Genomic DNA, 12,693 nt, shown 5'->3' on the forward strand with positions numbered 1-12,693 from the left:
GGAGGTGTAGATGCAGGCAAGTTGGGGCTCCAGTTTCAAAGGCACTGGCACCATAAGAAATGCAACGATCCCTGCCTGTGTCTTGCGTGACCCTGGCAATTCTGAGCCATCGGATCTTGTTTCCTGCGATTTGGTCTTTCGTAACGGAACGCTAATACAGGTTGCTCCGGCGGCCAATCTGCCAGAGGCGTCAGGCGGGCTCGACCTGGATAACGGCTTGGTCCTACCGGCTCTTGTCGATCTGCATACTCATCTGGATAAAGGGCATATCTGGCCGCGTGCATCCAATCCCGACGGCTCTTTCACGGGGGCGATGCAGGCGGTTGACAGGGATCGGAGTAAAAATTGGTCAGCAGAGGATGTTCGGGTGCGTATGGAATTTGGGCTGCGTTGTGCCTATACCCATGGCACGGCCGTCATCCGGACGCACCTGGATAGTTCGCCGCTGCAAGATGAGATCACCTGGCCGCTCTTTTGCGAGATTCGCACCGAATGGGCGGGCCGAGTCGAACTTCAGGGCGTGTGTTTGTTCGGAATCCATCGCCTTGCCGCAGACGATCAATATTTAGGGCGCATTGCGACTAGGGTGCAGGCTGCCGGGGGCATCTTGGGAGCAGCGACCTACATGGTGCCCGATCTAGATCGGTATCTTGAAGCGATGTTCCGCGCGGCTATGGAGCATGCGTTGGACCTAGACTTTCATGTCGATGAGACGCTCGACCCATCCGGAATGACCTTGCGCCACATCGCGGAAACAGCTCTGCGCCTGGGCTTTCAGGGGAAAATTGTGTGCGGGCACTGCTGTACTTTATCGGTACAGCCTGATCACGAGGTGGACCGTACACTGGACCTGGTGGCTAAGGCGGGGATCGCGGTCGTGACTCTGCCGGTGAGCAATCTTTATCTTCAGGACCGGGTAATGGGCCGGACTCCGCGCCGCCGGGGTGTCACGCTGTTACATGAAATGCGTTCCCGTGGAATAGATGTTGTTGTTGCTTCGGATAATACACGGGACCCTTTTTGCGCCTACGGTGACCTCGATCTGATTGAAGTCTACGCTCAGGCAACTCGCACTCTGCATCTGGACCATCCGGTTGGAGACTGGGTTCGCTCAATAACGACCACGCCGGCAGATATAATGGGGATTTCTGCCGGCTGGATTGGGGCCGGTGAGTCGGCAGATCTGATTCTCTTTCGTGCGCGCAATTGGAATGAACTCCTTTCACGCCCAAATGGTCCACGACATGTGCTGCGCGCAGGGTGCAGCATTGACAAGGACCTGCCGGATTTCCGCGAACTGGATCATCACATGCACATGGGAGCGCAACGCCCATGACTGACATCTCCGCTTTGAAAGCGAATCTCGACGGTATCAAGGTTGAGGATGATCCACGGATAGTGAGAAAAAAGAGCCGGGATTTCTTTTGGTATTCCCCGATCCTCAAGGAGCAACTTGATGGTGTGACCGGTGATCTGCTTGTCAGGCCGAAAAATGTTGACGAGGTTATTCGCGTTCTAAAAGTGTGCTACGCCGCGGGCATTCCGGTGACGGCTCGGGGGGCGGGGACCGGCAATTATGGTCAGGCCATGCCACTTTCCGGTGGCGTTGTCCTGGATTTGTCGGAAATGGATGCTGTCAAGGATATTAAGCCAAGCGTTGTTGTTACCGAGCCTGGAGCCGTTATGGCGGATATCGATGCGCAGACGATATCCCGGACCGGTCATGCGCTCCGCATACATCCCTCCACCTACCGTATCGCGACCATCGGAGGATTTCTTGCGGGGGGAGCTGCGGGGGTCGGCTCGGTGAATTGGGGGGGGCTCAGGGATCTGGGTAACGTCATCCGTCTGCGGATGGTAACCATGGAGGCGGAGCCGCAGGTTCTGGAGCTGACAGGAAGCGATGTACAAAAGGCTCTGCACGCTTACGGTACGACAGGCATCATCACCGAGATCGAAGTACCGCTGACAGAAGCTTATGACTGGATTGATGTGCTCGTCGGGTTTGATGATTTTATAAATGCGATCCGTTTTTCTGAAGAGCTTGCCAACATGGATGGCCTTCTGACAAAAGATATCGCTACGATTGAAGCGCCGTTGCCCCATGACTATTTCTTGCGACACAAAAAATTTATCCGCAAGGAACAGTCCGTTGTTGTGCTCATGGTGGCAGAGTTTGCCATGGGGGCATTGGATGGGCTCCTGAGCCGATCACCGGGTGCTGAGATGTTGTACCGCTCCGATAGCGCAACCGCTGAAGATATCACGCATTTACCGCCGGCTTATGAACTCACCTGGAACCACACAACCTTGCGTGGCTTAAGTGTTGATCCATCGATTACCTATCTTCAGGTCCGTTATCCTGATGTGAACCCACTTGAGACCGTCGGCAAGTTGCAGAGCATATATGCTGAAGAGTTGCCCGGCCACCTGGAGTTTATTCGCTACAACGGACGCCTAGTTCCCATTGGCCTACCCATTGTTCGCTTCACGGATAAAACCCGGCTTGATGAAATCATCAAACGGCATGAGGCACTCGGGTGTACGATCTTCAATCCGCACCGATACACCCTGGAAGAAGGGGGGATGAAGCAAATTGACTCGGTGCTGCTTGCATTCAAAAGGCAGACAGACCCCAAGGGGCTACTCAATCCGGGTAAGATGATCGCCTGGGAGGATCCAGACTACAAATTCGATAGTGATCAGGGGTTTTTGTTTCCAGGCTTGCAGCGTTCATGAACTTGTATCATTCACCAGGGCCTGAATAGGCCGAATCGCCGGCACCAGTCTATGCCTGTATTGCCATATTTATATAGCGGTTTAATTTTTGAAATCTATGATGCACTAAGAACTAATATCCCTAAGGTCCCAGGGAAGTGACTGTTATATTGGTTGGTAAGATGATTTATTTATTCGAGTATAAATAGGGTGCCTAAATTTAGTATTATTCTTTTTCAGTTTTATTGAGCCATCTAATAATCGAGATATGTTCGTCATCTCCAATTGTAGTCATACTCTGATGGTTTCTATTGTGAATCTTGACTAGGTCAATATTATCTTGGCTTAAGCCTTTGTAGTCGGAGTAAGGAGCAATTCGATCTGTATCTGAGGATATTAAAAGTATTGGAATTTTAGATGATTGGATAAGGGGGATTATATTTGTATCCTCTAGGTTAATATTATTTTTTTTCAAGACTAAACTGGCGCCTTTGCGAATATCTTGTTCCGGAATGATTTTGCTAAGTATTGGATGTGTGACTTTAGAGTGATTATATAAGGCTTGATCAAATTGCGGCATTGGGGCTAATAAAATAACTCCACTGATATCCGTTCTCAAATTTGAGATATATGTAGCGGTTAAGGCCCCCATTGAGTTCCCAACAATATAAAAATTATCCTTCTTAATAATATCTGCTTCAATGAGGTTGTTAATAAAAGGGTTGATGAGTTTGCTATCATAAACTCCATATTTCTTAATCCCACCTGATTCACCATGGCCGAGGAGATCTGGAACAACAACATGATAACCTAAGAAACGAAAATATATTGCCGAGTTCAACATGAACTCTTTAGATACCCGAAATCCGTGTAATAATATTACCGTTCCAGAATATATCCTTGTTAAAGAACTCTTATTCAAATTCATGCTGGCAGTACTTTCACTGCCATTTGCTTCAAATGTAACAGAGTATTGTAAATTTTGATCTATTAAAGGAGGTCCATGATAATAGCTTATACAGATGCCATCCTTTACAAAGCAATATTTATCTTTCTTAAAACCATGTTTTATAATTCTTTCAATAGTTATTATCTCATCAAATGGGAAGCATTTAGAGCTTTCAATAAAGTTGGCAATCATTTGAGAACATACAGCACGTATAGGGTGTAACAGTAGGGTTGAGAATAGCACTGACAAATTAGCTATGGACTTCATTTCTATGTTTCCTATGCTGTATCTTTAGTGCTTGACTGAAATCTACAAATTGATATCGTCTGCCTGAATGATAGGCGGCACCTTGTTAGTTCTTTTGACCCTCATCAGCCTTTCAACCCGTTTTGTGCTAAAGGCTCCAGGGTATTGCTGGACTACAGATGCCAAGTTATGAATCTCAGCTAGAATTCGTTTTCGAACTATGTCGGATTCTGTAATACCGGTATAAGCTAAAGTAAGTTCGCTTGCAGATTTACGTGTTTCCCCGCTTTTTGTGAGAATCAGCTGCGCCTCCTCAACACCATCCTCTTCTCTAGCGATAGCAAGTATGTTCCTAACGCTAAAAATCGCACTACAAAGACTCACATCATCGTCCGCGCGCCCCTCAATCAGCAATGCATTTGGCTGACCACATGGGCAAGTGGCTTGCCGAATCAAATCCCCTAACCGATAGCGTATAACTGGTACTGTCCAGCCATTGCCAATACGTGTGAGTAGGGCCCCGTGATCGTCGGGTTCAATCAATTGATCCGCTAAAAGGTGGTAAGTATCCCGATCACACTCGGGCCCGTTAACAGCGATGCTGTTGGTCTCCACCGAACCGTAGTCACACCAGAAGCCGGCATTTGGAAAGGCCATACGCACCGTATTAAACTTTTTCTCGGTCCAGGGTTCCGCCATCCAAATAATTGTTTTGATGTTCAGTTTACAATTGCCATCCAGGATGCCCAGGGCGAAGTCCGCTAATCCTGTGGGAGCTCCAGCAAGGGCATTAATCTCTATCTTGCGAAATGTCTCCAGCCAAGCGCGTACTTCACTGGGAGTAAAGGGACCTACAGGTGCGGTGATAGCTCTGCTTTTTTCGGCGAGAGTTTGAATAAAGTAGTGGGCACCCCACAGGCGGCCGGGGTTGAAAAGGTTGAGGAGTACATCGCCAGACCCAAGTGGTTTCCACTGTTGTAGAAGTCTCTGAGTTGCCTGATGGAAGGGCGTATAGGCCAGCTTGGGGTTTCCTGTGGTACCACCGCTGGACATTAATATAGCGCCTTCTGTTTTTGCCAAGGCTTTGGTGATTTTTAAGATTTCTTTCGGCCCACTGATAGGTAGGTCGTCAATCCGGTTGGCATTTGGGGGCACACTGAGCCCCCCCTGTTCAGATATTGATCTGGCATGGTGTAACAGCTGGCTCCAATCTAAGTGTCCGATGGTCATGGGGAGCTCCGTGCTTCCATTTCTTAATTGACTTGCCGGATGGATGGCCATAGTTATGAATACATCAGCTAGGGCTTTTGCGCTGAAATGACCGAGAAATAGCCAAGTGCTTTGTGGCTTTGTGGATTTTTAAAGCCGGCTTTAGTGAGCATTTGGTATAGTTCTTTTTCAGAATACAACTGTGAACCATGATTCATAAAAAGGTGGAAGCTAAATAAGCTCGGTGTAAGCTGGCTCTCATCTAGGAGCATGTCATGAATATAGATAAAACCCTCTTTGGGTAGTAGAGAGAAGGCCTTATTCAGTAAGGATTCACAGATAGCTTCTTGCCAGTCGTGTAGTACATTGCTAAAGCAGAGGCCGTCAAAGCCCGTGGGCCACTCAGGGCTGAATAGGTTCCCCTTTGCAATGGTTATTTGCCGAGTTTTGTTAAATTTTTGTACATACTCCTTGGCAATTTCACAGACTGGGGCAAGATCAAAGAGTACAGCAGTGCGATTTGGATATGTTTCACAGAAGGCCAGGGCGATAGTCCCTGAGCCGGCACCAGCATCAAGTAAGGTATCAACCTGCTTGAAAATACCGTCTGAAGCGGCTTTAACTGCAGAGGCGAAACCCTGAGAGTGCATTAGATGAGTAAATGCCGCTGCCGATTCATTATCCATTTCATCGTTTTGCCACATATCGGTTACTGAACGCCCCTTACACTCCAATTCATATTCCCGCTTAAGGCTGGTTATAATTTTCTTGTCCAAATGATTGATATCGTAAATAGCAAAGGGGTCCAGCAAGACTTCCCCCCCAATAATATATACTGTTCTTATCTAAATAATTTTTTGCCAGCTCAGTGTTCTCATACTGGGCCAGTTCCATTTTGATATAACCCAGGTGATTAAGAATCAAAAGATATTGCTCAACACCCTTGCTACTAAGTTGCAGTGCCTGAGAGATCTTGTCGCTAGTGTTGTAGCCCTTGTCTATCAGGCCGTAAATATCAAGTTGAGTGGCAACCTTCAGACAAGCAAAGGTGTAGTTGCCCATCAGGCGATCCCACAAGGGGGTGTCTGAGGAGGTGGGCGCCTTTATATACATACTCTATCTCACTATTGTCTTTATAAATATCTTCAACACGAAGGGTTACACTCTAATATGTGTAGAAGTGACTTATATATTGATTTGTCGCTTAACTTCTATTTTTGTCACCTAAATGAACTCTAAGGTTTGTTTGTCTTTTCGCTATTTGGTTTAGGTCTATTTGTTTGCTCTTTTGCTTTTAGAGTAATAGTAGATCTCCAGTAAAGCACTAGGATGTCGCGATTTTGTACCAGTATAGGGCTGTGTGGAGTGGTTATGATTAGAGATTTTTTGCTGGAGATAAAAAAAACTTTTAGGGCTGATCAAGTTGTATCTGAGCAGGATGAAATAGCACAGCATATTGAAAATGTTACATCATATAACGTAGATGTTCCTTTAATCTTATATCCTGAGTCTGCTGAGGAAGTTCGACAGATAGTCTTAAATGCAAATAAATTTAAAGTTTGTATACAGCCTTTTAGTACCGGAAAGTCCTGGGGTTTTGGTTCAAAATTATCAACGCAGGGTGATCTAATACTTGTTGATCTTCATCGAATGAATAAGATTATCGAAGTAAATGAAGAGTTTGGCTATGCAGTTATTGAGCCGGGAGTGACACAGTTTCAACTTTTTAATTACCTCAACGAGACTGGCTCAAAGTATTTTTCAGACACAACAGGCTCTGCAAAGGATACAAGTATAGTAGGCAACGCTCTAGACAAAGGGGTGGGGTACAATATGGAGCGATATAAGCAACTTCTTAATCTGGAGGTTGTTCTAGGGGATGGGAGAATATTTAAGACGGGATTTGGGCATTATGCAAATTGTAAAGCAACTAATACCTTTCCGGAAGGAATAGGGCCATCATATCTTCGGATTTTTTTGCAATCAAATTTTGGAGTTGTAACTCGTGCAACAATAGAGTTGAGGAGAAGGCCTGAAAAACAGTGCATGTTTTTGACGGTTTTAAAGGATGAAAGTTACCTGGGTGATGCAATCAATGCCCTCAAAGGAATTAAACAACTTGGGTTGGTTAATTCTATTACTCATTACTATGAAAATGTCCGGGTTAAAAATGGTCTGGCTCCTGTAATGTATCAAGATCTTAAGGGTCAGGATGTTGATATAGATCGCGAGAGCTTGATGGGATTTCTGAATCGATACTCATTTGGTGCAGGTGTAATATTTTCAAATATCAGTGGTACCAAATACCAGATAAAAGCAGCAAAAAAAGAGTTGAAGAGATTGAGTCCTTGGGGTATTACTTTTTATGTGACGGATAGGTTGATTAACTTAGGGTTGTATGCTTCCAAGCTTGTCGGCTGGAAAAAGATGAACTCTTTTATTCATTGTAATGCAGGCTTTTATCGTATGGCATTGGGTGAGCCAAGTGATCGACCTCTTATGAGTATTTATTGGCCGGCTCAAACGGAACTTCCTGAAGGATGGGAGAATCCGGATCACACTGACATTGGTATGCATTTCATTCTTCCAACAGTACCCATGAATGTTGAATATGTTCAGCAGGCAAACTCAATTGTTCGAAAAGTAAATACACATTACAGTAAGGCCCAAGCAAGTTATGCATTTGGCCTTGTTGATGACAAGACAACTCATTTCAGTATATCAACGCACTTTATACGTACCGATAAAGTAGCGCGAGAGGAATCGCGATCTTTGGCAAAGGAGCTTAATGAAGAATTCATTAAGGCCGGCTTCCATCCTAACCGCCTGTTTGTTGATTTTATGGATCTTGTAGTTGATCCTGATGATGTTTTTTGGCAGGTCACAAGGGATATTAAGAAGGTTTTCGATCCAAATGGCGTCATTGCACCTGGCCACTACAATTTAACTTGACACAATTTTGGTAAATGTTAGTGAAAGCTTTTTAGTTCTTATTATGGCTGTTGAAATTTTTATTTTAAGAAATTTTAACTTCCTCCTTTGGTTTGAGAGTGTAAGGGTTATTTAAATGTTTACTGAGAAAAGATATCGGCAGTATATTAGTGATTTTAACTCTACTTTCACTGGAGGAATCAGCTTGGATGATTTCTTTGATAAGTATTACGAAAAGAGTGCAACTTTTGAGTATGTTCCCCAAGCCCGTAAAAATATTGGACGCGACCAGATTCTGGCCTTCTGGGAGGGCGTCGCTGAAAAAATGCAGGAGGTGATTCTAAGTCATACTCATTTCTTGGCGGATGAAAAAACTGTAGCTTCTGAAGCGCCGATAGATTTCCTCTGTAAAGAGGATCTTGAGTGGAATGGCATAACTTATAATGCCGGCTCAAAATTCAGGCTTATGATGTGTGCTTTTTATGATGTGAGTCCAAGCAACAAGTTTTCGTATGTTAGAGTATATTCGATATATAATCCGGGTTATAAGCCTGATGAGTAAAATTTGTTTGCTCGCAATTGCTCAGCTAGGATCCTAGTTCGATGTTAAATGGTTTGTTTAGGCCCAACATGTGGGCCATAGCTTTTGAATTCTTCAAGAGTCAGTCAATAGTAACCACAACTTTGCCCATAGCTTTACCGCTTCTCAGCCTTGCGTGAGCTTTGCCAATCTCCTTAAAGTCAAATGATGATTCGTCGAGTACGGGTTTGACATCACCCTTTTCTACAATAGATTTAAGGGCTTTTAAAATGGTCCCATGGTCTTTTCGCCCTTGATTATGAATCATAGGGATCAACATAAAAACGACATGCAAAGAAAGGCCTTTAAGGTGGGCCGTTGTTAAGTCAAGTTCAACCATGGCGACAGTTGATATCACCTGCCCATTGAGTGTGGCTGCTTCGAATGATTTTGCGATGTTAACGCCACCCACAGAATCGAATACGATATCAAAGCCTTTGCCATCTGTATGTTCTTTGACGTATTCCTCGACCGATTCTTTTTTGTAGTTGATTGGCGTTCCACCGAGCTTTTTGATTAGAGCCATTTGAGGCTCTCCGGCGCCTGTTGAAAAGACCTCGGTGCCAAAGTGACGGGCTAATTGCAAGGCAATATGCCCAACGCCTCCCGAACCACCATGAACAAGGACTTTCTGACCCGCTTGAATACCAGCGCGTTTTAGCCCTTCATACGCGGTAATACCAACCAGTGGTAAAGCAGCTGCTTCTCGCATGGTTGTATTTGTGGGCTTTAATGCGATCAGGTTGGCATCCGCAATCATATATTCGGCCAGGGTGCCCGGCAAATCTGCTAAACCACCGGCACAACCATAGACTTCATCGCCAACCTTATAGTCACTGACACCTTCACCAACCTCTTCAATCGTACCAGCGAAATCCATGCCTAAGATGGCGGGAAGAGGTGGAGAGAAGGGCAGTTCCGTGCCCATTTCTCGGATCATCGTATCGACTGTGTTAACACTGGTTGCTGCAACCTTTACCAGTACATGCCCAGCCTTAATTGTTGGCTTTACTACATCGGCTTCTTCAAATACATCTGGACCGCCAAAGGCATTTACTATCATTGCTTTCATTTTTAATTCTCAAATATCAGGGGTAATAATGGTAGCTAATCAGGATTTTGGACTGATCACCGAGGTGAATTATTAATAGTCAGCCCTTAGAATAGAGAGGCTCTATTTTTCTATTGGAAAGAGAAAACTTTCAAAGGGTTAATTGATGTTCTGTACTTGCATGACCAGTTCACTCCAATTGCGTTGATTTTCAATATCATGCTCTAATCCCTGCTCATCAGCGATCGAAAACCGCTTTAGTGCAGGTGTTTTACTGGTCGCTTGATATAACCAATAGGCTTCAGCCTTCAATGCTTCATCTATGGGCTTGTCGATGGACTCATATACGGCTTGCTTACAGGCATTGATAGATTCAGCAGGAAATTGAGAGATTCTCTTTGCTAGTGAATCTACATATTCACCGATTTCATTAGAGTCCAGTGCTTTGTTAATTGTGCCTAGCCTCTCCGCCTCATCCGCATCGAAGTCTTGAGCACTTAGAATGATCTCTAATGCTCTCCCTAACCCGGTCTGGCGAGCCATCCGAGATGCGCCACCACCGCAGGGCAGTATTCCCATACCAACTTCCATTTGCATAAACTTAAATTTGCCACGTGCGGCAAAACGCATATCCATTGCCAGCGCCAACTCGTGGCCGCCGCCTCGAGCAAAGCCTTCCAGTTTGGCAATGGTTGCCTGTGGAACTTTACTAATTCGCTCACAAACCGCTTGTAAATCGAGTAACTTAACTTCATCTCGGGATATTGCCTCATCAGACATATCCTTTAAGAGCTCGGTGTCATAGTGGCAGACCCAAATTTCTGGGTTTGCCGATTGAAAAACTACCACTTTGGTATTGCGATCCCGTTCCAGGCGCATGGCTAAACTGTTAAGGTCTGCCAGCATTTCTTGCCCCTGGACATTCACTGGCCCAAAATCAAATGTGACCGTTAAAATGCCTTCCTTTTGAGCGGTTGAGAATGTAGTAAAGCCTTCATACTTCATCATTATGTCCTTTTAGGGGGTGAAGGTATTGATTGTTTAAGTTACAGGTTATGCTTTAGGGGATTTGAGCCCCTAACTCATTAGCAACGCTTTCAATTTCTAAAATAAGCAATTCATTCTTTGCCTCATCAAGAGCATCGGGGTGTGGCTGAGACCAATTGCCCAGGTCGTTATCAAAGTACTTGCCGGTAGCACTGGAGAATTCATCACTAAGAGCTGCTCGAACCAATACATCAGCACCAATACCTATATCTCTCCCAAGCGAGCCATAAGCCTCTTTCACCATTTTGCTGCCCAAGAATGATGCGGGGTTAATGGCAATGAATGCTGGGGCTTCATTGCCAAGGGATTTGGATAATTGGAATGTCCACATCGTAATAGCCAATTTACTCTGGGCATAAGCATCACTATCAGAGAGGAGTTGCTCACCTTTAAGCGCTTCCAGATTCACAGGCGCCTGGGCGGCAGAGGATAGATTGATGACACGGCCACTACTATTGAACAGAGTTAAAAGGTGCTTGGTTAATATATATGGTGCAATAGTATTTACGATAAAACGAATATCGTACCCTGAGTCTGTAACTGGATTGGGTATTTTAAGTACACCAGCATTGTTTATTAGTACGTCAATATTTGAATAGTGACTTTTAACTTTTACTGCCAGTGCCTCAACTTCAGATAGGTTAGTGAGGTCTGCCAGAAAAGTGTCTATTGTGGTTTCAGGGAAATCTTGTGAGATGCTTTTCTTTACCTGTGCCAATTTAGACTTGCTTCTGCCATGCAACAGTAAAGTATGGCCTTTTGACGCTAATAGCTTTGCCGTTTCCAGTCCAATACCATCTGTTGCGCCTGTTAGTAAAATTGTCTTCGTCATTAATTATTCCTATCCTTTCAACTCTGGAAGAATATTTGTAGCAATCTGTTGAAGTGTTTCTTGTACGTCTCGTTTATTAAAGCGTAGATTAAGCGCAATATGATTAATGCCAATTGCCGCTCTTGACTTCAAATACGCAGCTAATTGATTGATGCCGATGCGAAACCCCAAATGTATTGGTTGTGGCGGACAATCAGGGTCGTCAATAACATCAATATACAGTGGCTCCATAACTGGCTTGGCAGGGACCCCTTCTTCGCAGATGTTTTTTCTTAGTTGTTTAATAAAATGCTTCTGCTCTGTATGGGGCCTGGGATATGTAATCCATCCGTCGCCATTGCTCGCTAGCCAATCTGGGGCCTGCTGGGAGGATCCTGTTATTAGTAACGGCAATTGTTGGCCATAAGGCTTTGGCAAAAGGTCCACTTCCCCAGATACGACCCCAAGGCGACTCTCAAAATGAGGGTAGGGGGCTGTTATTTTTCGAATGTATTCGTAACTCTCACGAAAAATCGCCCCCCTCTCCTTATAAGGAATATTCATCGTTGGATACTCTTCAGGGCGATCGCCGCTGGCAATGCCAAGGATAAGTCGCCCTCCGGAGAGTTGATCAACTGAGGCAGCTGCTTTTGCAACGTGTGCCGGGTGACGTAATGGCAAAATAAGACTCGCTACGCCGAGGCTAATCTTTGAAGTTGCACCTGCAAGTAATCCAAGATAGACGAAAGGGTCAAACACTTGCCCGGCATCACCAAATGAAGGCACATTGAACGGCACGTCTCTTAGCCAAACGGCGCTAAAACCTAGCTCCTCAGCGAGTTGAACTCTCTCAATATGATCTGCCATAGTTGGCACAGAGGTTGTCGAGTAGTTTTCAATAGGGACGACTAGGCCTATAGAAAGTCGTCCAGGTTTAAATACGCTATTGAAGCCAGTATTGATTTCGGGAAACCAAGCTTTTCTATCTCTTTGGCCAGAAGTCACTAAACATCCCCTTCAACATAGTTGACACAGCGGGTTATGGTTGTTGGCATTGCCATGTCCTTTGCACAATTGGGATCAGTTGGCTCATATCCCATAAATGTTCTGAAGAGAGAAAATACCATCTATTGATCTCTTCTAATCGCGAA

12 protein-coding genes are annotated in these 12,693 nt (G+C 45.0%); 4 read left to right on the forward strand and 8 right to left on the reverse strand.

Annotated elements, in window-relative coordinates:
- Positions 1 to 10 precede the first annotated feature (10 nt).
- Positions 11 to 1,336, forward strand: a complete 1,326-nt coding sequence (locus ACJJIV_RS20955) for a cytosine deaminase (protein ID WP_444890238.1) — start codon at positions 11 to 13, stop codon at positions 1,334 to 1,336.
- A complete protein-coding gene (locus ACJJIV_RS20960; protein WP_444890239.1) occupies positions 1,333 to 2,739 on the forward strand; it encodes an FAD-binding oxidoreductase in 1,407 nt (468 codons plus the stop codon). Before ACJJIV_RS20955 ends, ACJJIV_RS20960 begins: the two co-directional genes overlap by 4 nt.
- 205 nt (positions 2,740 to 2,944) lie before the next feature.
- On the opposite strand, the gene ACJJIV_RS20965 is transcribed toward ACJJIV_RS20960, so the two are convergent.
- The 4 genes from ACJJIV_RS20965 to ACJJIV_RS20980 form a co-directional block, all read right to left on the reverse strand.
- The gene (locus ACJJIV_RS20965) at positions 2,945 to 3,934 is read right to left on the reverse strand and encodes an alpha/beta hydrolase (RefSeq protein WP_444890240.1); all 990 of its coding nucleotides are present in this window, start codon (positions 3,932 to 3,934) and stop codon (positions 2,945 to 2,947) included.
- Between the two features lie 42 nt (positions 3,935 to 3,976).
- A complete protein-coding gene (locus ACJJIV_RS20970) occupies positions 3,977 to 5,143 on the reverse strand; it encodes an AMP-binding protein (RefSeq protein ID WP_444890241.1) in 1,167 nt (388 codons plus the stop codon).
- A 68-nt stretch (positions 5,144 to 5,211) separates the two neighbouring features.
- Positions 5,212 to 5,934 (reverse strand): methyltransferase, encoded by a 723-nt coding sequence (locus ACJJIV_RS20975; protein ID WP_444890242.1) that lies wholly within the window; start codon positions 5,932 to 5,934, stop codon positions 5,212 to 5,214.
- Positions 5,870 to 6,184 (reverse strand): methyltransferase family protein, encoded by a 315-nt coding sequence (locus tag ACJJIV_RS20980; protein WP_507021892.1) that lies wholly within the window; start codon positions 6,182 to 6,184, stop codon positions 5,870 to 5,872. The genes ACJJIV_RS20975 and ACJJIV_RS20980 overlap by 65 nt, the downstream gene beginning before the upstream one ends.
- A gap of 309 nt (positions 6,185 to 6,493) precedes the next feature.
- Between ACJJIV_RS20980 and ACJJIV_RS20985 the strand changes: the two genes are divergently transcribed.
- Positions 6,494 to 8,074, forward strand: a complete 1,581-nt coding sequence (locus ACJJIV_RS20985) for an FAD-binding oxidoreductase (RefSeq protein ID WP_444890244.1) — start codon at positions 6,494 to 6,496, stop codon at positions 8,072 to 8,074.
- Between the two features lie 115 nt (positions 8,075 to 8,189).
- Positions 8,190 to 8,615, forward strand: coding sequence for a nuclear transport factor 2-like protein (locus ACJJIV_RS20990; protein ID WP_444890245.1), 426 nt, complete (start codon positions 8,190 to 8,192; stop codon positions 8,613 to 8,615).
- 100 nt (positions 8,616 to 8,715) lie between these two features.
- Here ACJJIV_RS20990 and ACJJIV_RS20995 read toward each other — a convergent pair whose 3' ends face one another.
- The 4 genes from ACJJIV_RS20995 to ACJJIV_RS21010 form a co-directional block, all read right to left on the reverse strand.
- The gene (locus tag ACJJIV_RS20995) at positions 8,716 to 9,705 is read right to left on the reverse strand and encodes a zinc-dependent alcohol dehydrogenase family protein (protein WP_444884790.1); all 990 of its coding nucleotides are present in this window, start codon (positions 9,703 to 9,705) and stop codon (positions 8,716 to 8,718) included.
- A 138-nt stretch (positions 9,706 to 9,843) separates the two neighbouring features.
- Entirely contained in the window at positions 9,844 to 10,689 is an 846-nt protein-coding gene (locus ACJJIV_RS21000) for an enoyl-CoA hydratase/isomerase family protein (protein ID WP_444890246.1), read from the reverse strand.
- A 55-nt stretch (positions 10,690 to 10,744) separates the two neighbouring features.
- A complete protein-coding gene (locus ACJJIV_RS21005) occupies positions 10,745 to 11,563 on the reverse strand; it encodes an SDR family NAD(P)-dependent oxidoreductase (RefSeq protein ID WP_444884792.1) in 819 nt (272 codons plus the stop codon).
- 9 nt (positions 11,564 to 11,572) lie between these two features.
- A complete protein-coding gene (locus ACJJIV_RS21010; RefSeq protein WP_444890247.1) occupies positions 11,573 to 12,547 on the reverse strand; it encodes an LLM class oxidoreductase in 975 nt (324 codons plus the stop codon).
- Between the last annotated feature and the right edge of the window lie 146 nt (positions 12,548 to 12,693).

The sequence above is a fragment of the Microbulbifer mixtoriginis (SeqCode) genome (genome assembly GCF_052466765.1).

What these genes read in the sequence shown, in the direction of transcription:
- ACJJIV_RS20955 (WP_444890238.1), top strand. Translation starts at nt 11, where the DNA reads ATGCAGGCAAGTTGGGGCTCCAGTTTCAAAGGCACTGGCACCATAAGA.
- ACJJIV_RS20960 (WP_444890239.1), top strand. Translation starts at nt 1,333, where the DNA reads ATGACTGACATCTCCGCTTTGAAAGCGAATCTCGACGGTATCAAGGTT.
- ACJJIV_RS20965 (WP_444890240.1), bottom strand. Translation starts at nt 3,934, where the DNA reads ATGAAGTCCATAGCTAATTTGTCAGTGCTATTCTCAACCCTACTGTTA.
- ACJJIV_RS20970 (WP_444890241.1), bottom strand. Translation starts at nt 5,143, where the DNA reads ATGACCATCGGACACTTAGATTGGAGCCAGCTGTTACACCATGCCAGA.
- ACJJIV_RS20980 (WP_507021892.1), bottom strand. Translation starts at nt 6,184, where the DNA reads ATGGGCAACTACACCTTTGCTTGTCTGAAGGTTGCCACTCAACTTGAT.
- ACJJIV_RS20985 (WP_444890244.1), top strand. Translation starts at nt 6,494, where the DNA reads ATGATTAGAGATTTTTTGCTGGAGATAAAAAAAACTTTTAGGGCTGAT.
- ACJJIV_RS20990 (WP_444890245.1), top strand. Translation starts at nt 8,190, where the DNA reads ATGTTTACTGAGAAAAGATATCGGCAGTATATTAGTGATTTTAACTCT.
- ACJJIV_RS20995 (WP_444884790.1), bottom strand. Translation starts at nt 9,705, where the DNA reads ATGAAAGCAATGATAGTAAATGCCTTTGGCGGTCCAGATGTATTTGAA.
- ACJJIV_RS21000 (WP_444890246.1), bottom strand. Translation starts at nt 10,689, where the DNA reads ATGAAGTATGAAGGCTTTACTACATTCTCAACCGCTCAAAAGGAAGGC.
- ACJJIV_RS21005 (WP_444884792.1), bottom strand. Translation starts at nt 11,563, where the DNA reads ATGACGAAGACAATTTTACTAACAGGCGCAACAGATGGTATTGGACTG.